Origin of the sequence: Nonomuraea maheshkhaliensis (genome assembly GCF_039529435.1) — a bacterium.
In the GTDB taxonomy this organism is placed as follows: Bacteria; Actinomycetota; Actinomycetes; order Streptosporangiales; family Streptosporangiaceae; genus Nonomuraea; species Nonomuraea maheshkhaliensis.
In genome coordinates this window covers 3,862-23,320 of record NZ_BAAAMU010000158.1, presented here as the reverse complement: position 1 = coordinate 23,320, position 19,459 = coordinate 3,862, and the positions used below count along the sequence as shown (strand labels likewise).

Here is a 19,459-nt window from a genome sequence, read left to right as displayed (position 1 = left end):
AGCGGGGGCACCCCGGACGGCCGCGGGCGTGTCCCCGCTGGGGCGGCGGTCGTGCGGGCCGAGGTTCCGGGTGGTGGTGGGCCTGCCGGGCCCGGGCCGGCCGGGGGCAACGCCTGGCCGATCGCGCCGGGCGGGGGAGGGATGCCACCTGTGGGGATCCCGGGTTATCCGCCGCCGCGCGAGCCGTTCGCCGGTGGGCTCGGCCGGATGGTCGGCGGTGGAGCCGTCGGGCTGCTGGTCGGGCTGCTGGTCGGCATGTTCGCCGCCGTCCTGGCCAGCGTGGCCGTGGGGGACGGGGCGGCGCTGGTGACGCTCATCGGCTGCACCGCGCTCATAGGAGCCCTCGGCGCCTCCCTGGGAGCGGGATCCGGCAGGAGGGCGATGGAGGCGTACCGGGCGAGCCAGGCCGGCCTGCACCCCGGCACCCCCACGGGGGCTTCGGGAGGAGAGCCGCACCGGGGCCAGATGGGGCCGCCGCCGGCCTACGTGCCGCCGCCGCTCTTCCCCAGGCCCGAGGTGCCCGACCCGCCGCGCTGGCTGCTGCCGGCCGCCGCCGGAGCCGGCGTGTTCGCCGCGGTGGCGTTGCCGGAGGCGCAGGTCGGACTGGGCATCGTGCTGGTCGCGATGGTGGTGGGCGGTGCGGCGCTGCCCGCCATGAGGCAGCGGATGACGCCGTGGACGCTGGCGTTCGGGCTCACCGCGTACTGGCTGATCTCGATGGCGGCGGTGCGGGACGCCGACTGGCTGGTGGCCATCCTGCTCGTGGCGGGGGCCGGGCTGGGCGCGCTCGCGGTCTCAGGAGCGGGCGCCGGCTGGGTGGGCGTGATCAGGGGCGGGATGTCGGTGCTGCTGGCGTTCGGCCCGGTGCCGTGGTTCCTGGCCGGGCCGCTCAAGCGGCTGACGGCGCGGCGGCGCGTCATGCCCATGGTGGTCGCGCTGAGCATCACGGCGGTGCTGCTGCTGGTGTTCGGGCTGCTGTTCGCCTCGGCGGACGCGATCTTCGCCTCGTACGTGGAGCGGCTGACCACCACCCCGGCCTGGGCGGATTCGCTTCCGGGACGGATCTTCCTGTTCGTGCTGTTCGCAGTGCTGCTGGCCGCCGTGGTCCTGGTCGCGCTGCGACCGGTCGTGGACCCGGTGGGGCCCGGGACGAGGTTCAGGGTGAGCCGGAGCATCTGGGCGGTGCCGCTCACGGCGGTGAACATGCTGTTCGCCGCGTTCGTGGCGGTGCAGATCACGGCGCTGTTCGGCGGTGACACGCTGGTGCTGAAGACGGCGGGCCTGACCTACGCCGAATACGCCAGGCAGGGGTTCTTCCAGCTCGTGGTAGTCAGCGTGTTCGTGCTGGGCATCGTGGCGGTGGCCGCGGGGCTGCTCAGGGTCGAGCGGGCCGAGCGCTGGCTGCTGGCCGCGCTGCTCGGCGTGCTCTGCGGGCTCACCATGGTGGTGCTGGCCTCGGCCCTGCACCGGATGAACCTCTACACCGACGCCTACGGCCTGTCGCGCCTGCGGCTGTCCGTGGAGGCCACCGTGTGGTGGCTGGGCGCGCTGTTCGCCCTGGTGCTGCTGGCGGGCGCGGCCCGGCTCACCGGCCGTCAGTCCGGCTGGCTGCCCAGGACGATCGTGCTGGTCACCGGGCTGGGGCTGGTGGCGTTCTCGATGGTCAACCCCGATCTGCGGGTGGCGGAGTCGCAGGTGCAGGTGCGCGGCGTGACCAAGATGGACTCCGACTACCTCGGCGATCTCGGCGCGGAGGCCGTGCCGGCCCTGGACCGGCTGCCGGAGCCGCAGCGCGGCTGCGTGCTGGCGGACGTGATCGCGACCAACCGGCTGAACCGGCCCGACCCGTGGAACGGCTGGAACCTGGCCCGTTCCAGGGCCCGCGACCTGCTGGCCGAACGACCCGTGGTGAACGGCGTGGGATGCGCTCCGGCGTACTTGCCCCGCTCTGATTGAATCTTGGGGTGAGCTTCGACGTAGTCATCAGCGGCGGGCGGGTGCTCGACGGGTCGGGCGCCCCGCCGTACCGGGCGGACGTGGCGATCGAGGGGGATCGGGTCGCGGCGGTCGGCAGGCTCGACGGCGCGACGGCGGGCAGCGTGATCGACGCGACGGGCCGGCTCGTCGCGCCCGGGTTCGTCGACTGCCACTCCCATGGTGACGCGGTCGTGTTCGATCCCGGCGTGCAGCTGGCCGCGTTGCGGCAGGGGGTGACGACGTTCGTGATGGGGCAGGACGGGCTGTCGTACGCGCCGGGCTCCCCCGAGACCGTCGCCTACGTCTCCCGCTACTTCGCCGCCGTCAACGGCGAGCTGAAGCGCGACGGCGGGCCGGGGAGCGCGGCCGGTGGCGGGCCGGTGGCCGACCCCGGTGAGGGGCCGTTGAGCGTGGGCGAGCTGCTCGACGGCTACGACCGCGCCGTGGCGCTCAACACCGCCTATCTGCTGCCCCACGGCACCATCCGCTACGACGTCATGGGCCCGTCGCCCGACCCCGCCTCGCCCGCCGACCTGGCCGGCATGCTGCGTCACGTGGAGCGGGGGCTGTCGGAGGGCGCGGCCGGGCTGTCGAGCGGGCTCGAATACCTGCCGGGCGGCTACGCCACCGCCGAGGAGCTGGCCGCCCTGTGCGCCCCGCTCGGCGGGCTCCCGTACGTCACCCACATGCGCGCCTACGGCGATCGGGCCGGGGTCGGCATGGCCGAGGTCGTGGACATCGCCGGCCGCTCGGGCGCCGCCGTGCACGTCTCGCACCTCCACGGGCCGGCCGACGTGCTGATGCCGCTGGTCGAGGAGGCGCTCGGCAAGGGCGTCGACCTCACCTTCGACACCTACCCCTACCTGCGCGGCAACACGATTCTGGCCATGATCGTGCTGCCGCCGTCGGTGCCGGGGGCCGAGCCCGGCCGGGCCGTGGAGATGATCGGCTCCGGCGCGCTCGACGACTGGTGGCCGACGCTGGCCTCGACCTGGCCCCGGCTGACCGTCTCCCACGCGCCCGGCCTGGAGTGGGCCGAGGGGCTGACCATCACCGCGGCGGCCGCGCGGGCGGAGATGGATCCGGCCGCGTTCTGCCGCCGGCTCCTGACGGAGACGAACCTGGAGGCCGGCGTGGTCTCGGCCCGGCCCGACGAGGGTCCCCTGGGTGAGGAGTCCGTACGCAGGATGTTGCGGCACCCGTCCCAGACCGGCGGCTCCGACGCCATCTACGTGGGCGGTCATCCGCATCCGCGCGGGTTCGGGGCGTTCGCCAGGTTCCTCGGCCGGCACGTCAGGGAGCTGGGCGACTGGACGTGGGAGCAGGCCGTGACGCACCTTTCGTCCCATCCGGCCCGGCGCTTCGGGCTGACCGACCGGGGGCTGCTGCGCCGCGGGTTCGCCGCCGACGTGGTGGTGTTCGACCCGGACGTGGTCGGCGACCTGGCCACGTACCAGGAGCCGCGCACGCTCGCGGAAGGCGTGGACGACGTGCTCGTCTCCGGGGTGCGCGTGCTGGCCGGAGGCGAGCTCACCGGGGCCACCCCAGGGCGGGCGCTCCGGCCCTGAGCGCCCGGGCGGTCGGATAGGGTCGGACGCGGACGAAGGGGGTGTTGTGCCGGCGAACCTCGGCCAGTCGGTCTTCGACGGCGGGCTCGAATTTCCCGCGATGCTGGTTCACAGGGGCGCGCTGGCGCACAACGTGGCCACGATGGCGGCGTTCGCCCGCGATCACGGCATGGAGCTGGCGCCCCACGCCAAGACGCACATGTCGCCCGAGATCGCCGCGATGCAGCTCGCCGCGGGAGCCTGGGGGCTCACCGTGGCGACGCCCCGGCAGGCTCAGACGGTCAGGGGGTTCGGGGTCCGGCGGATCATGGTGGCCAACCAGGTGGTCGATCCCGCGGGGCTCACCTGGGCCGCCCACGAGCTGGAGCGCGATCCCGAGTTCGAGTTCCTGAGCTTCGCCGACTCGACGGCCGGGGTCGACATCCTGGCGGGTCACGCCGGGCCGCGACCGTTCCGGGTGCTGGTCGAGCTGGGTCACGAGGGCGGCAGGGCCGGGTGCAGGTCGGTCAAGGAACTGCTGGAGCTGGCCGCCCACGTGCAGGTGACGCCCGGCGTCGAGCTGGCCGGGGTCGCCGGATACGAGGGCGGGCTGAAGAGCTCCGACGAGGTCCGCGACTATCTGGGCTCGCTGCAGGAGGCCGTCGAGCACCTGCGCGTCAGAAACCCCATCCTCACCGTGGGCGGCAGCCAGTGGTTCGACGTGATCGGCCGCGAGCTCGTCGCCACCCAGGCCAGGATCCTGCTGCGCAGCGGCGCGTACGTCACCCACGACGACGGCTTCTACCGGGAGCGCACGCCGTTCAACCGGATCGAGGGCGAGCTGCGCCCGGCGCTGGAGGTGTGGGCGCACGTGCTGTCCACCCCCGAGCCCGGTCTGGCCATCGTGGGCATGGGCAAGCGGGACGCGCCCTACGACGAGGGCCTGCCGATCCCGCGCCGCGGCGGCGTCACGATCGTGAAGATGCAGGACCAGCACACCGTGGTCCGCGCCACCGGGCTCAAGCCCGGTGACCTGCTGGCCTTCGGCATCTCCCATCCGTGCACGGCCTTCGACAAGTGGCGGCTGCTGCCGCTGGTGGACCGGGACTACCGTGTCGTAGGCACGATTAGCACCAAGTTCTAGGGAGATTTCGTGAAAAAGGAGCTCAGGACCACCGAAGGCGCCGCCCCGGTCGGCGCCTACTCGCAGGGTCTCGTGGTGGGCGACTTCGTCTACACCTCCGGCATGGGGCCGCTCGACCCCAAGACCGGCGAGGTCGTGGGCACCGACGTCGCCACCCAGACGCACCAGGTCATGCGCAACCTCGGCGCCATCCTCGCCGCGCACGGCCTCGGCTTCGACGACGTCGTCAAGTCCACCGTGCACCTGCAGCACCTCAAGCGCGACTTCGCCGCGTACAACGAGGTCTACAAGTCGTACTTCAACCAGCCCTACCCGGTCCGCACGACCGTGGGGTCCGAGCTGATGGACATCCTCGTGGAGATCGACTTCGTCGCGCACAAGAGCGCTTAAGGTCGTGGTGTGGACAGTTCGGTGTACGTCTTCGTCGAGGACCTGCGCGGCGAGGGCGTCGAGCGGGTGCTCGACAGGATCAGCGCGTACGGCGTCCGCGGCGTCACCGTCGGCGCCGTGCACCACGCCTCCCGCGACGTCACCCCCCACGGGCTGTCCAGGCTGACCCTGCGCCGCGACGGGGCCCATTTCGTCCCGCCGCCCGAGCTGTTCGACGGGCTCAGGCTGACCCCCGTGCCCGGCCACCTCGACGCGTTCGACGGGCTGCGCGAGGCGTGCGCGAAACGGTCCATGAAGCTCCACGGGTGGACGGTCTTCCTGCGCAACGCCACGCTCGGCGAGCGCCACCCCGACGTGACCGTACGCGACTGCTTCGGCGACCGCGGCTCGCTCACCGACCTGTGCCCCGCCCACCCCGACGTGCGCGAATACGCTGTCGCGCTGGCCAGGGCGGTGGCCAGGCTCGGCGTCGACAGCGTGGTGGCCGAGTCGCTGCACTTCAGGCCGCTCAAGCCGCAGCGCTCGTTCGTGCCGCTGGGGCCGATGGACGCCTACCTGTTCGGGCTCTGCTTCTGCGACTACTGCATGCGCCGGGCCACCGACCTGGGCGTCAACGCCGAAGTGGCCCGCGACGAGTGCGCCAGGATCGTCGGCGGCGTCTTCGACGGCGACCCGCCGGCCCAGGGTGAGGTGACCAGGGCGGCGCTGACCGCGTACGCGGGGCCCGACGTCGTCGCCTACGCCCGCGCCCGCTCCGAGACCGTCACCACACTGGTGTCCGAGGTGGCCTCCGCGGTGGCCGACGAGGGTTCGAAGCTGGTCTTCATCGACTCGACCGGCGCGGTCAAGGGCTACACCGACGGGCTGCCCACGCCGGGACTGGCCGCCCACGACGCCTGGCAGCTCGGGGTCGACCTGGTGGCGCTCGGCGACCTCGTGCCGGCGTTCGGGGTGCTGGCGTACGCGCGTGACGCGGCGCGGGTGGCCGACGACGTGGGCGCCTATCTGCGCTCTGTGGGCAAGGACCGGGAGGTGCGGGCCGTGCTGCGGCCGGGCTACCCCGACAGCGACTCCGCCGACCGGCTGGTGGCCAAGGCCCGGGGGGCCAAGGCGGCCGGGGCGCTGGCCGTGGACTTCTACGCGTACGGGCTGGCGCCGCATCCTGTGCTCGACCGCATCCCGGCGGCGCTGTCGGAGTCGCTCTGACCGGCGGCCGAAGAGCGGTCAGGCGGTGCGGACGCCGTCCAGGACCGCCGAGACCGCCTCGGCGGCGAAGTCGTCGCCCACCTCCAGGTCCCTGAAGACCGCCCGCATCCACACGGCCCCCGCCAGCAGATCGACGATCAGCATCGGGTCGGCCGGCTCCTTCAGCTCACCCCTGGCCGCCGCCCGTTCGAAGATCTCCCGCTCCCTGGCGAACCTGTCGGCGAAGAAGCGGCGCCCGTCCAGCTCCGGATGGCGTACGGCGGCGGCGAGCGCGGCCACCGCGATGTCGGCGGCGGGCCGCTCGGTCAGCAGCCGTCTGATGCCCTCCACCAGCGCGACCAGGTCGCCGCGCAGGCTGCCGGTGTCGGGCGCCGCGAGGCCCAGCACGTCGGACTCCAGCAGCGCGGCGCCCAGCAGCGCGGCCTTCGACGGCCACCAGCGGTAGATCGTGGTCTTGTTGACGCCGGAGCGCTCGGCGACCCCCTCGACGGTCAGGCCGTCGTAGCCCTTCTCGGCCACCAGCCGCAACGTCGCGTCGAAGATCTCCTGCTGCTTCCTGGGCGCCATGAGGCTCATTTTCTCCCGGCGAACGCGGTGGCCACGCCCAGGGCCAGGTAGACGACGCCGCTGACGTACCGGAGTGTTCTGGCCGCACGGTCGAGGCGGCGGCCGAGCGCGCCGGCGGCGACGGCGTACACGAGGTCGGAGATCAGCCCGAGGAGCAGCAGCGTGAGGCCGAACACGGCCATCTGCAGCGCGGGGGAGCCCGCGCCGGGGTCCACGAAATGGGGCAGGAACGCCAGGAAGAACAGCGCCACCTTGGGGTTGAGCACGTTGACCAGCATGCCTTCGAGGAACACCTTGCGCAGGGGCTGCGGCTCCGGCCGCCCGGCGCGGGCGTCCTTGCCGGTGAACGATCGGACGCCCAGGTAGACGAGGTACGCGACGCCGGCCCACTTGATGACCGCGAAGAGCGTGGCCGATTGAGAGATCACGTACGACAGGCCCGCGGCGGCGGCCGCGATGTGCACGAGCGTGCCGGCCTCCACGCCGAGCGCGCTGGCCAGGCCCGCCGCCCGGCCCTGGGCGAGCCCTCTGGCGGTGATGTAGAGGTGGTTGGGGCCGGGGATGAGCACCAGGGCGATGGAGGCCGTCACGAAGAGGGCGAAAGTCGCGGGAGGTATCACGAACGGCAGCGTAGGACGGCGTTGGTCCTCCGGTCAGGGCCAATCCCGTCCCAGATGACTGGACCAATCAGTTGTCGGTGCGACATGGCATAGTTTCATGGCGTGAACGGTCTTCTCGTCGGGCGCTCCTCTGAGCTGGCCGGACTCGTGCGGGTGCTCGAGTCCGCCGCCGACGGCGTGGCCGGGGTGGCGCTCGTCGGTGGAGACGCCGGTATCGGCAAGACCCGGCTGGTCACCGAGCTGACCGCGCGGGCCAAGGAGCGCGGCTTCAACGTGCTGGTCGGCCAGTGCGCCGAGCTCGGCGACTCGCTGCCCTACCTGCCGCTGGCCGACGCGCTGCGCGGGGCCGAGCCCGCCGTGCGCGCCGCCGCCACCGCCCATCCCCTGCTCGGTCAGCTGCTTCCGGGCACCGAGAGCCCGCCTTCGGCCGGGCTCACCCAGCAACGGCTGTTCGGCTCGCTGCTGGGGCTGCTCGCCGAGCTCCAGCCCGTGCTGTTCGTGATCGAGGACCTCCACTGGGCCGATCGCTCCACCCGCGACCTGCTGGTCTTCCTCAGCCGCATGGTGCAGAGCGAGCGGGTCTGCGTCGCCGGCACCTACCGCACCGACGATCTGCACCGCCGCCATCCGCTCAGATCGGTGCTGGCCGAGCTGAAGCGCCTGCCCACGGTGATGAACGTGGAGCTGGGGCCGCTGGGCATCGGCGAGATGTCCGACTATGTCGCCACCCTGGGCGAGGTCGACGCCCAGGGGCTCGGCCTCATCGTCACCCGCGCCGACGGCAACCCGTTCTATGCCGAGGAGCTGTTCGCGGCCATGGCCGAGGGCGACGCGCTGCCCGACGGGCTGGCCAGCCTGCTGATGTCCAGGGTCGAGGTGCTGTCCGAGGCCGGGCAGCGGGTGTTGCGTGCCGCCGCCGTGGCCGGGCGCCGGGTCGAGGACGAGCTGCTGCGTGAGGTGTCGGGGCTGCCGCTGGCCGAGTTCGAGGAGGCGGTGCGCGAGATCGTCTCGCGCGGCCTGCTCAGGGTCCAGGGCCACGGCTACGCCTTCCGCCACGCGCTGCTGCAGGAGGCCGTCTACACCGACCTGCTGCCGGGCGAGCGCACCCGGCTCCATGCCGCGTTCGCCCGCCTGCTCACCTCGCCGGCCGAGCTGGCCCACCACTACCTCGCCGGTCACGACCTCGGCGGGGCGCTGCGCACCTCCATCGAGGCGGGGCGGGCGGCCGAGCGGATCGGAGCGCCCGCCGAGGCTCACAGCCACTATGACCGGGCGCTGGGCCTGTGGGAGCGGGTCGACGACGCCGAACGGCTGGCCGGGGAGAGCCGGGCCGGGCTGGCCTTCCGCAGCGCGGTCATGGCCGCCGACAGCGGCGACAACCATCGGGCCGTCGTCCAGTTGCGCGCGCTGCCGCCGACGTCCGAGGTGTGCGAGCGGCTGGCCTACTACCTCTACGAGACCAAAGACCAGGAGGGCGCGATCGCCGCGGCCGAGCGGGCCGTCGCGAGCGCGGGGGGCCAGGTCGCGCTCGCCCGCGCGCTGGCCACCCACGCCCGCACGCTGCTGTGGTCGCCGCGGCACCAGGAGGTCGAGCCGCTGGCCGAGCGGGCCCTGGAGACCGCCCGCGCGGCCGGGGCCAGAGACGCCGAGGTGGGCGCGCTGGTGTCGCTGGCCAGCTTCGTCGAGCTCCGCGGCGACATCGACCGGGCCCACACGCTGCTCCAGTCGGCCTCCTCGGGGCGCACCGGCGACCTGGCGATGGACCTGCGGGCCCGTTTCAACCACGCCCGCATCCACTACGAGCAGGGGCTGCTCGCCCGCGCCGCCGACGTGGCCGACGACGGCATCCGGATGGCGTTCGAGACCGGGCTCAAATGGAGCACCTACGGCACCGACCTGCGTTTCCTGCGCTTCCTCATCCACTACGCGGCCGGCGAGTGGGACCAGGCCGAGTCGATGGCGGCCGGCTTCGGCGCACGGGTCGGCACCGTGCCGGAGGCGATCCTGTCGTCGTTCGCGCTGTTCGTCGAGGTCGGGCGCGACCTGCCGGCGGTCGAGGGGCGGCTCGCCCTGCTGCGGCCCTTCTGGTCCGACCCGCTGGCCGCCTACATGTCCAGAGCGCTGGCGGCCGAGCACGCGCTGTGGCACGGCGACCCGGCGACGGCGCTCGACCACGTGCGCGCGGTCCTTTCTGTGATCGACCCCGACGACGTGGGCGTGCTGCGGCCGATCGCCATCGGGCTGTGGGCGCTGGCCGAGCTGGGCACCACCGAGGGCGCCGACGACCTGCGCGCCCTCGCCCACGCCACCCTCAAGGCGGGCCCGGCCGGCGAGGGCGGCTACGTGGGGCCCGAGGGGCGGGCCTGGGAGCTGCAGGTGGAGGCCGAGTGGCACCGCGCGCACGGGCGGCTCGACGTGGCGCTGTGGCGGCGGGTGGTGGAGACGTTCGACGTCGCGTTCGTCTACGAGGCGGCGCGGGCCAGGTGGCGCCTGGCCGAGGCGCTGCTGGCGGCCGGCGACCGGGAGGCCGCGCAAGCGGAGTGGGAGTCGGCCAGGGAGACGGCGGGCAAGTTGCGCGCGGTGCCGCTGGAGAACGCCCTGCTGGAGTTCGGCCGCCGAGCCCGGTTCGCCGGTTCCGGTTCCGGCGACGGCACGGGTGACGCCGGGTTGACCGCGCGGGAAGTCGAGGTGCTGCGGCTGGTGGCCGAAGGGCTGACCAACCGGGAGATCGCGCAGCGGCTGTTCATCGCGCAGAAGACGGTGAGCGTGCACGTGTCCAACATCCTGAGCAAACTCACGGTCTCCACCCGCACCCAGGCCGCGGCGACAGCCCGGCAACGAGGGCTGCTGGACTGATCGCGCCCGGTTGTGGGTGGCGGCTCGTGAGGGTGACCGTGCCCAGCCGCGGGTGGCCGACGCGACCCTGTGCACCTCCACCGACCCACACCCTCATCGACTGCCACGGCGGGGGCGGCCGCGTCCAGTCGCGGGTCGGGGGCTGGTCAGGAGCCGGGGGCCGGCGCGATGAGTGAGGTGACGTCGAACTTCTGCTTCAGGTAGCCGAATTCGAGCATGAGGTCCGCCACCCGCTGCACCTTCGCCGGATCGACGGCCGTGGCGAAGCCGCCGAGCTTCATCGTGGCGGCCGTGGCGCGGTCGATCTTGGTGTACTTCTCCAGGGCGGGAGCCACCTCGGCCGGGTTCGACAGGGCCAGCTCGGCGGCCCTGCGCAGGGCCCGCTGGAAGGCCGCGACGACCTTGGGGGTCTGCGCGGCGAAGGTCTCCGTGGTGAGATGGCCGGCGATCGGGAAGTCGGCCAGCGGCCCGGCGAACGGCTCGGCCGGCTCGACCGCCCCCGACTGACTGGCCGCCGCCTGGCTGAACGGCTCGGGTAGGAACGCCACCTCCACCTGGCCGCTGTCGAGCGCCCCGGCCATCTCGGGGAAGGGCCGTTCGTCGAACTTGACGTCCTGCGGCGCGAGCCCGACGGGCTTGAGCAGGGCGCTCATGGTGAGGGTGGCGATGTTGTTCAGCGTGTCGGCGCCGATGGTGTGCCCCTTGAACTGGGACAACTCGGTGATCGGCGAGCCCTTCTTGGTCATGAGGGTGAAGTTGCCGGGCTTGGCGGCGTACGCGGCTCCGACGATCTTGAGCTTGACCGTGCCGCCGGCGGCGGCGAGCAGGGCGGAGACGTAGTTGCCGTGCATGATGTCGAGCTTGCCGGAGACCAGGTCGGGCATCGCGGCGGCGCCGCCCGTGATCTGCTCGGTCGTGACCTTGATGGCGACCTTCAGGCTCAGCCGCTCGGTGAACAGGAACGCCGCCAGCGGGATCAGCGCCACCGACGGGATGGGCCGCAGGAACTCGATCAGCGGCCGCAGCGCCCGCTCGATCGCCGGCACACTGCCGGGCAGCAGCCCGGCCGGTACGGCGAGCGCCACCGTGAGCAGCAGCCCCAGCGCCCACCCGGCGAAGGTCAGGCCCACGTCCAGCGGGAACTCGGGATCGGCGGCCAGCCCGGCGGCGGTGAGCAGCACGGTCGAGGCGAGCGGGAACTGCACGGTGGAGACGAACCCGAGCCGTCCCCCCGCCTCGGCGAGGCAGAGCAGGCCGGCCACGCCGAGAAGACCGCAGAAGAGCGCGGGGGAACCTGGGGCGGGATGGCTGTGTGGGTTGCCGGGCAGGGATCAGCTGGTGATCGTTTTGTCGCGTAGGAGGAAGTAGCTGGCCTGGTCGGTTTGCAGGTAGGCGTGGAAGTTCGGGGCCAGGGAGCGGGCCGATCTGTCGGCGGTGACGATCGTGACGACCACGTAGTTCTTGGACGCCCCCGAGAGGATCTTGCCGTACGAGTAGTTGGTGAGGGTCGCGTTCTGGCGCCACCTGACCGCGTTCGACGTGAGCTTGGCCAGGCGGGTGGCGGTGGTCTTGGCGGCCTGCTCGCTCGGGAAGGACATCAGGAGCTGCACCGCCTTGATGTGCCCGCTGTAGGCGGAGTAGGCGAGCTGGACGGCGCTCTCGCACTTGTTCCTGGTCAGTACGCTGCCCTCGCCGTCCACCGGGGCGCACGAGGGGTAGGTCCAGCCGCCGACCTTGTCGGCCCGGAACTTGACGCCGCCCAGGGCGAAGTTCCAGTCCTTGAACTCGCTGTGGGTGAGCGGCAAGCCGGGCTGCACGTGAGTCGAGGCGGACGCGGTGCTGGTCGGCTTGCTGCTGGGCGTGGTCGTGGGATCGGGGGTCGTGGGGTCCGGGGTCGCGGACGCGGGCGGGTCCGTCGGCTCAGGGCGCTCCGACGGTGGAGAGGTGGTGGGGTTGTCGCTGGGCAGAGCTATGGGGGTGGTGGGGCCGGGCGCGTTCAGGTAGAGGAACGCGCCCACCGCACCGCCGCCGAGAAGGATCACGGCCAGACCGATGGCCAGCCCGATGATCAGGCCGCTGTTGCCCTTCCGTGCCGCCGGTACGGGCGCATGGCCCGGCTGCTGCTGGAACGGCCCACCGCCCGGCTGCTGCTGGAACGGCCCACCGCCCGGCTGTCCGGCGTACGGCGGGTTGCCGTAGCCCTGCTGAGCGGGCGCGGTCTGACCCGGCAAAGGGGCGTAGGCCGGGTGGGTGGCGGCGGCGTGGGGCGACGGTGAACCGTATCCGGGCTGATTGGTGGCGGTTTGGCCTGGCTGGAGCCCGTATCCGTGCTGGGTGGCGGCGGGTTGGCCCGGTTGCGGGTCCCAGCCGGATTGCGGGGTGGCGGCGGTTTGTCCTGGCTGCGGGTCCCAGGCGGGTTGCGGAGTGGTGACCTGGCCTGGTTGTGGGTGGTCCCAGCCAGTTGGTTGTGGGGTGGTGGGCCGGCTCGGCGGCGGGCCCCAGTGGTGTCCCGAGGTGGTCGGTGAGGGGCTGTAGCCGGGGGCGGTGGGCCCTCCCGGTGGTGGGGCGTAGTCGGGCTGAGGGTGGGACGGGCCGTTACCGGGCTGAGCGGCGGGTGGCCGGCCCTGGTTCGGGTCCTGCTGGGGCAGGTAGGCCGGGTGCTGCGGAGGACCCCAGACCGGCGGTTGCAGCGCGCCGTAGCCCGGGTGCTGTGGGGCAGCGTCCGGGTGCTGTGCGGTGCCGTGACCCGAGTACTGCGGGGTGCCGTAGGTCGGATTCTGCGGGGCCGGGGCCGGGGGCTGGGGTGGGTCGTACCCTTGCGGCGCAGCCTGGCCCTGTGTCCCGTCCCAGGGTTCTGGCTGGTACGGCTGGGGTTGGGGTGGCTGCGGAGGGTATGCCATCCCCCCATTGTGGGGCAGGCTATTACCTTCTGCCTCAAGTACCCCACCAATTGTCATAGTGGGTCAGCGTGCCGACGCGAATGCTTTGGTCGGCTCGGCGGAGACCAAGGTCTGATGTCGCGGCGTGCGCGCCGATCGTAGCTTCGGCCCATGACGGAACTGCGCACGCCTCCCGACACCCGGATCCACGAGGTGGACGCCGTGCGGGGGTTCGCCCTGGCCGGCATCCTCGTCGCGAACATCGGCTTCCTCGCCGACCCCGGCTACGCCGTGGCGGACGGCCGCATGCCCATCCCGGGCGGCCCCGTCGCCCTGGCGATCACGGCTTTCGTGCTGACGAAGTTCTACATCATCTTCTCGTTCCTGTTCGGCTACTCGTTCACGCTGCAAATGCGCTCGGCGGAACGGGCGGGTGCGAGTGTGAAGGCCAGGACCCTGCGCAGGTGCCTGGGGCTGTTCGTGATCGGGGTGCTGCACGGGATCCTGCTGTGGATCGGCGACATCCTCACCCTGTACGCCGTGCTCGGACTGGCCCTGCTCGCCATGCGTGACCTCAGGCCGAGGACCGCCGTCGTCACCGGCTCCGTCATCGTCGGCGTGATCACCCTGCTGCTCGGGGCGCTGGCCTGGCTGTCCACCTTCGACCCGACGGCCGGGCAGGCGCCGGCGGCCGACCCGGCGCAGGCGGCCAGGACGCTGAGTCTGGCCACCGGCGGGCCGCTCGACTTCCTGACCCTGCAACTGGAGCTCTATCCGCCCATCGTGGCGATGGTCTGGCTGTTCCAGGGGCCGATGGCGCTGGCCATGTTCCTGTTCGGGCTGGCGGCGGGCAAGCGCGGGCTGCTGGAGGACACCGAGCGGTGGGCGCGGGTGCTGCCCAGGATCCAGTGGGCCGGGTTCGGGATCGGTGTGCCCGGCGGGATCCTGCTCGCGTGGACGTCCGGCGGCGCGGGCCCGTGGGAGTTGGTCGGCACGGCGCTCAACACCGTCACCTCGATCCTGCTGGCCGCCGCCTACGTCGCCACGCTGCTGCGGGTGATCAGGCGTTTCCCTGCCACCGGGCGCGCGCTCGCTCCCGCCGGCCGGGTGGCGGCCTCCAACTACGTGGGCCAGTCGGTGCTGGCGTGCCTGATCTTCACCGGGTACGGGCTGGGGCTGGCGGGCAAACTGTCGCCGCTCGCCGTGATGGGCGTGGCCGCGCTGATCTACACGCTGCTGCTGTGGCTGAGCGCGAGGTGGCTGCGTTCGCACCGCTATGGGCCGATCGAGTACGTGCTCCGCCGCGTAACGAAGTGGGCCTGATCGGTGCCCGCCGGAATTTGATCCGGAACTTTGCGGCGAACCGGTATTTCTCCCTATACGCCCGCTCTCTACGAGAGCAGCATCCTTTGGCAGGAGGTTGGACAGGTAGCCGTGCCGGCGGCCTGTGGCGCAGCACGAGGGCCTGCGCGACAGGCCGATCTCCGGCGCAGAGCAACAGCGCCGACCGACTGCCGAGGACGGATCAGTCGGGCAGGCCCGTGCCGCGGGTCACCATGATCCCCGCCGAGCAGAGCGCGGTCTTGCTGCGGGACGGCGCTTTGCTCGGCGGGCATTTTCACCTCGTGGCTCGGGTCCGGGGGCCGGTTGTCTGCGGTCCGGGGTAGGAGGGAAAAGCCGTCTTCGTAGTGTCGTCTTCGGAGTGCTGTTTTTTGGGGGGTGCCCTTCTCGGGGTCCCTTCTCGGGGTCCCGTATTCGGGGTGCCGTCTGCGGCCTGGCGTGGGATCTTGCCGTGGACGGGGCGCGGCGTAAGGGCCGGTCGGCCTTCGGTGAGCGGGCTTGGCGGGTGGTCAGCAGGTCTCGGCGCGGTGGACGAGGCGGGCGATGTGGGCGGCGGTATCGGACCACAGCTGCCTGGGCAGGTTGTGCCCCATGCCGTCGATGATCACCAGCTCCGCCCCTGGGATCGCCGCCGCCGTCGCCTTGCCGCCGCTGACGTCGCACATCGCGTCGTCGGCGCCGTGCAGCACCAGCGTCGGTACGCCGACCGTACGGAGCCGGGCGGTCCGATCGCCCGACGCGAGCACCGCGACGGCCTGGCGCAGCGTCCCGACGGGATCGTAGGACCGGTCGTACGCCATCCCGGCGCGCTCACGCAGTTCGGCCTCGTCGGCGGGGAAGCCGGGCGAGCCTATGACACGGAACGCCGCGACCCAGCTCTCGATCACGGCCTCACGCCCCTGCGGCGGCGGCCCCGCCAGCGCGGCCAGCGCCTCGGGCGTGGGCCCGCCCACCCCGGGCGCACCGGTGCTGGACATGATCGAGGTCAGCGAACGGATGCGGGCGGGATGCTCGATCGCCACCGTCTGGGCGATCATCCCGCCCAGCGAGGCGCCGACGAGATGGGCGCTGTCCAGCCCCAGCACGTCGAGCAGCCCTGTCGTGTCGCCCGCCATGTCGGACAGCGTGTAGGAGGCCGAGGACAGGTCACCGGCCATCGCGGCCGGCAGGTCGGGCGGCGGAGCGTCGTGGAAGTGGGTGGACAGGCCGGCGTCGCGGTTGTCGAAGCGGATGACGTGGTGGCCGAGGCTCGCCAGCTCGGCGCAGAAGTCTTCGTGCCAGTGGATGAGCTGGCCACCGGCGCCCATGATCAGCAGGACGGGCGGGGCCTGGGGGTCGCCGAAGCGTTCGTAGGTCATCTCGATCCTGGCCGGACCGACATTCTTCGCCTTTTCCTCGCTCATCATTGTCATGTCTCCCGATTTCGACGGGCGGAAAGATGCATGGCAAACGCTATCGCCACTCGGCCGGATTTCCGAACGAATATTTCCTGGTGCTTAATTAATAGTAATTGGTGAAATGTGGTGGAGGCTGCTGGCCGGGCCGCTCAGGACGCTGTCGTGGGACCCGAGGTCCAGTGGCTGATGCCCGGTGGATCCGCGTGCCGAGCCTCCGGAGGGCGGGACCCGGAGCGCCATTTCGCCGATGGCTGAGGAACGGGTACGCCTCCCGGTTGCCGGAATTTCTCCGACGATGCCGGAAATAGTGGTGATATAGGTATGTCTTCGGTGATCAACTGGGAGGTACAGAGAACATGCCGAACGCGCTGCCGGTCACCCTCGGTGACGTCCACGACGCCGCCGCCCGGCTCAAGGGCGTCGCCCACCGGACCCCCGTCCTGCGCTCCCGTACGCTCGACGCCCTGGTTGGGGCCGAGGTCTTCCTCAAGTGCGAGAACCTGCAGCGCATCGGGGCGTTCAAGTTCCGCGGGGCCTACAACGCCGTCTCCCGCCTGACCCCGGCCCAGCTTGAGCAGGGCGTGGCCGCGTACTCGTCCGGCAACCACGCCCAGGCCGTCGCCCTGGCCGCGCGGGAGCTGGGGAGCACGGCGGTGATCGTCATGCCCGAGGACGCCCCGCGTTCCAAGAGGGAGGCCACCGCCGGCTACGGCGCGGAGATCGTCACCTACGACCGCTACAGCGGGGACCGGGTCGCCATCGGCGAGGCGCTGGCCGCCGAGCGCGGGCTCACCCTGATCCCCCCGTACGAGCACCCGCACGTCATCGCCGGCCAGGGCACCGCGGCCCTGGAGCTGATCGAGGAGGTCGGCGACCTGGACGCGCTGCTCGTGCCGATCGGCGGCGGCGGTCTGATCGCGGGCAGCGCCACGGCGGCCAAGGGGCTGCTGCCCCGGATCCGGGTGATCGGCGTGGAGCCGGAAGCCGGTGACGACACCAAGCGTTCGCTGAGCGCGGGCCGGCGGGTGTCCATCCCCATCCCGCGCACGATCGCCGACGGCCAGGCCGCCGAGATCCCGGGCGAGCTGACGTTCTCGATCAACCGGCACCTGGTGGACGACGTGGCTCTCGTGAGCGAGGACGACATCCGCGCGGCCATGCGGATGGCGTTCGAACGCATGAAGATCGTCATGGAGCCCAGCGGCGCCACCCCGCTGGCCGCGCTGCTGGCCGGGCGGGCCGGAACCTTGCCGCGCCGGGTCGGGCTCATCGTCTCCGGCGGCAACATCGACACCCGCCGCTTCGCCGAGCTGTGCGCCGCCCCAGCCGGCTGATCGTCCCACCGACGATCGGCTGAGGCCCGGCCACCGGTCCGGCTGCTCGTCCGGTCTCCCGTTCGGCTGATCGGCTTGTTGGTGGTTGCGGCAGAATGGGGCGGATGTCCTCCCCTCGCCCGGTGTCCGGCCGGGACTTCCGGCGACTCTGGGCGGGGACGGCCGTCAGTCAGCTCGGGTCGGCGGTGGGCATGGTGGCCCTGCCCGTGGTGGCCGTCACCGTCGTCGGGGCGTCGGCGTTCGAGGTGGCGCTGCTGGCCGCGTTCACCGCCGTCACGACCGCGCTGCTGGCCTTCCCGCTCGGCGCCCACGTCGAGTTCAGGCGCAAGCGGCCGATCATGATCGTGACGGACGTGGTCAGGTTCGCCGCGATCGCGAGCGTTCCCGTCGCGGCCGTCCTGGACGTGCTGACCTTCGCCCAGTTGTGCGTGATCGCCGTCGTGACCGCCTCGTGCCAGATCGCGTTCACCGCCGCCTCCCAGGCGCACCTCAAGGCGTTGGTCACGGGGCCGGGCCTGGTCGAGGCCAACAGCCGGCTGGAGTCGACGCGCTGGCTCAGCGTCTCGGTGGGACCCTCCGCGGGCGGCGCGCTGATCGGGCTGTTCGGCGCGGCCGGGTCGCTGGTGATCGACGCGGTGTCGTTCCTGGTCAGCGCGTCGGCGATCAGGACGTTGCGCACGCCGGAGCCGGCCCCGCCCGTACGGGAGCGGCGCACGGGCCGCGCCCCGGCTGGTGGCCAGGCTGGGTGACGTGCGGGCCCTGTGGTGGGCGAGCATGGTGCGCGGGCCCTGGTACTTCCTCGTCCCGGCCGCCGTGCCCGGTGTGCCCGGGCTGCTGATGTGCGGCTTCGGGTTCGGAATGGTGCTGCTGTTCGCCGGCGCCGCCAACTCGACCATGACGAGCTACCGGCAGCGGCAGACTCCCGACGAGCTGATGGCCAGGGTGGCGGCGCTGTGGTCGTTCGCGACGACGGTGACGCAGCCGTTGTTCATCCTGCTCGGCGGGCTCGTGGCGACGTGGGCGGGCACCCGGGTGGCACTGTACGCGGCGGCCGCGGTGATGTGCGCGGCGGCGTTGCTGCTACCGCGCACGTCACCGAGCCTTGGGTCGATCGCGGCACCGGGCCCAGCACCGGGCCCGGGGCCGGGCGCGGCACCGCGCACGCCATCGCACCCGGGATCGAGTGCGGCGCCGGGCGCGTGACAGGGTTCATGATCGTTCGGTGGCGGTCCATGCGGCTATCTGTGCCCGCGAGTTGAACCCCAGCTTGTTCATGATCGCGCGTACGTGGCTGTCCACGGTGTGCTCGGAGATGAACAGCCGCGCCCCGATCTGCTTGTTGCTGAGCCCCTCCGCCACCAGCCGGGCCACCTCGGACTCCCGCCGGCCGAGCGGTGGCGCGCCCTCATCCGACGGCTCCTGGGCGGCGCCGGGAGCGGGCTCCCCGAGTGCCAGCGCGACGGCGGCGTCCCTGTCCAGCGCCGCCCCGGCCGCGAACTCCTCGTCGAACCCGGGCTCCCCGAGCGCCGCCCGCGCCGACTTCCCGGCCTCGACCAGCAGCGGGGCGAGGTAGGGCAGGACGTCGGCGCCGGTCCCCGCGCGTACGGTCTCCGCCGCCCCCAGCAGCCGCGCGGCCGGCCGTGCCCGTCCCGTGCCGGCGGCGTGGCAGGCCAGGGCGTAGAGCAGGGCGTACTGCCCGACCCGGTCGTCGATCCGGTACGCCACCCGCAGCCCCTCCGCCAGCAGCGGCCCGGCCTCGTCGAGCGCGCCCGCGATGAGCCTGGTCGCGCCCAGGTTGAGCAGCATCATGCCGAGGCTGTAGAGGTCGCCGGACTCGCGGCCGAGGCGGACGCCCTCCTCCGCCGCCGATCCGGCCGTCCCGAGGTCGCCGCCGAGCAGACCGGTGAGCGCGCGCGACTGCAGGTACATGAGCAGGGCGGTGTGGTCGCCGATCCCCTCGGTGGCGGCCCGTGCCCGCTCGCCCAGCCGCGCCGCCGCCGGTCGGTCCCCGGCCATGGCCGCCGCCATCGACGCCAGCGACAGCGACTGCGCCAGCACGGACCGCATCCCGGCCGCCTCGCCCGCCCTGTCCGCCCTGTCCGTGGTCCCCGCTGCGGCCACGGCTGCGTTCTCGGCCGTGTCCACCGCCGTGTCCACCGCCGTGTCCACCGCCGTGTCCACCGCCGTGTCCACCGCCGTGT

At 72.5% G+C, this 19,459-nt stretch carries 16 protein-coding genes; 10 read left to right on the top strand and 6 right to left on the bottom strand.

Features of this window, described 5'->3' with window-relative positions; genetic code table 11:
* The 5 genes from ABFX54_RS50380 to ABFX54_RS50360 form a co-directional block, all read left to right on the top strand.
* Window positions 1-1,956, top strand: a 1,956-nt coding sequence (locus ABFX54_RS50380) for a DUF4153 domain-containing protein (RefSeq protein ID WP_346114333.1), incomplete at its 5' end; no start/stop codon positions are given.
* Between the two features lie 8 nt (window positions 1,957-1,964).
* A complete protein-coding gene (locus ABFX54_RS50375) occupies window positions 1,965-3,545 on the top strand; it encodes an N-acyl-D-amino-acid deacylase family protein (protein ID WP_346114332.1) in 1,581 nt (526 codons plus the stop codon).
* Between the two features lie 46 nt (window positions 3,546-3,591).
* Window positions 3,592-4,668, top strand: a complete 1,077-nt coding sequence (locus ABFX54_RS50370; RefSeq protein ID WP_346114331.1) for an alanine racemase — start codon at window positions 3,592-3,594, stop codon at window positions 4,666-4,668.
* 9 nt (window positions 4,669-4,677) lie between these two features.
* Window positions 4,678-5,058 carry a RidA family protein gene (locus ABFX54_RS50365; RefSeq protein ID WP_106236840.1) on the top strand — a complete coding sequence of 127 codons (381 nt, stop codon included), beginning with the start codon at window positions 4,678-4,680 and terminating at the stop codon, window positions 5,056-5,058.
* Window positions 5,059-5,067: 9 nt separating this feature from the next.
* Complete coding sequence (locus tag ABFX54_RS50360) at window positions 5,068-6,264, top strand: hypothetical protein (RefSeq protein ID WP_346114330.1); 1,197 nt, start codon at window positions 5,068-5,070, stop codon at window positions 6,262-6,264.
* An 18-nt stretch (window positions 6,265-6,282) separates the two neighbouring features.
* Here the strand turns inward: ABFX54_RS50360 and ABFX54_RS50355 are convergent, their stop codons facing one another.
* Both ABFX54_RS50355 and ABFX54_RS50350 read right to left on the bottom strand, forming a co-directional pair.
* Window positions 6,283-6,831: a TetR/AcrR family transcriptional regulator gene (locus ABFX54_RS50355; RefSeq protein WP_346114329.1), complete on the bottom strand. Its 549-nt coding sequence runs from the start codon at window positions 6,829-6,831 to the stop codon at window positions 6,283-6,285.
* A gap of 5 nt (window positions 6,832-6,836) precedes the next feature.
* Window positions 6,837-7,451 carry a LysE family translocator gene (locus ABFX54_RS50350; RefSeq protein WP_346114328.1) on the bottom strand — a complete coding sequence of 205 codons (615 nt, stop codon included), beginning with the start codon at window positions 7,449-7,451 and terminating at the stop codon, window positions 6,837-6,839.
* 102 nt (window positions 7,452-7,553) lie between these two features.
* On the opposite strand from ABFX54_RS50350, the gene ABFX54_RS50345 reads away from it, so the two are divergent.
* Window positions 7,554-10,307: an ATP-binding protein gene (locus ABFX54_RS50345; RefSeq protein WP_346114327.1), complete on the top strand. Its 2,754-nt coding sequence runs from the start codon at window positions 7,554-7,556 to the stop codon at window positions 10,305-10,307.
* 146 nt (window positions 10,308-10,453) lie between these two features.
* Here the strand turns inward: ABFX54_RS50345 and ABFX54_RS50340 are convergent, their stop codons facing one another.
* Together ABFX54_RS50340 and ABFX54_RS50335 are read right to left on the bottom strand one after the other, a co-directional pair.
* Window positions 10,454-11,569 carry an ABC transporter substrate-binding protein gene (locus ABFX54_RS50340; protein WP_346114326.1) on the bottom strand — a complete coding sequence of 372 codons (1,116 nt, stop codon included), beginning with the start codon at window positions 11,567-11,569 and terminating at the stop codon, window positions 10,454-10,456.
* A 69-nt stretch (window positions 11,570-11,638) separates the two neighbouring features.
* Window positions 11,639-12,538: a hypothetical protein gene (locus ABFX54_RS50335; RefSeq protein WP_346114325.1), complete on the bottom strand. Its 900-nt coding sequence runs from the start codon at window positions 12,536-12,538 to the stop codon at window positions 11,639-11,641.
* Window positions 12,539-13,357: 819 nt separating this feature from the next.
* Here ABFX54_RS50335 and ABFX54_RS50330 point away from each other — a divergent pair.
* On the top strand, window positions 13,358-14,509 hold the full coding sequence (locus ABFX54_RS50330) for a DUF418 domain-containing protein (RefSeq protein ID WP_346114324.1): 1,152 nt from the start codon (window positions 13,358-13,360) through the stop codon (window positions 14,507-14,509).
* A 527-nt stretch (window positions 14,510-15,036) separates the two neighbouring features.
* Here ABFX54_RS50330 and ABFX54_RS50325 read toward each other — a convergent pair.
* Window positions 15,037-15,933, bottom strand: a complete 897-nt coding sequence (locus ABFX54_RS50325) for an alpha/beta fold hydrolase (RefSeq protein WP_346114323.1) — start codon at window positions 15,931-15,933, stop codon at window positions 15,037-15,039.
* A 347-nt stretch (window positions 15,934-16,280) separates the two neighbouring features.
* On the opposite strand from ABFX54_RS50325, the gene ABFX54_RS50320 reads away from it, so the two are divergent.
* From ABFX54_RS50320 to ABFX54_RS50310, 3 genes are all read left to right on the top strand, one after another.
* On the top strand, window positions 16,281-17,258 hold the full coding sequence (locus ABFX54_RS50320; protein ID WP_346114322.1) for a threo-3-hydroxy-L-aspartate ammonia-lyase: 978 nt from the start codon (window positions 16,281-16,283) through the stop codon (window positions 17,256-17,258).
* Window positions 17,259-17,362: 104 nt separating this feature from the next.
* Window positions 17,363-18,007 carry an MFS transporter gene (locus tag ABFX54_RS50315; protein WP_346114321.1) on the top strand — a complete coding sequence of 215 codons (645 nt, stop codon included), beginning with the start codon at window positions 17,363-17,365 and terminating at the stop codon, window positions 18,005-18,007.
* Between the two features lies 1 nt (window position 18,008).
* Window positions 18,009-18,461, top strand: a complete 453-nt coding sequence (locus ABFX54_RS50310; RefSeq protein ID WP_346114320.1) for an MFS transporter — start codon at window positions 18,009-18,011, stop codon at window positions 18,459-18,461.
* 6 nt (window positions 18,462-18,467) lie between these two features.
* Here ABFX54_RS50310 and ABFX54_RS50305 read toward each other — a convergent pair.
* Window positions 18,468-19,459 (bottom strand): helix-turn-helix transcriptional regulator (locus tag ABFX54_RS50305; protein ID WP_346114319.1); only part of this gene is annotated, 992 nt, incomplete at its 5' end.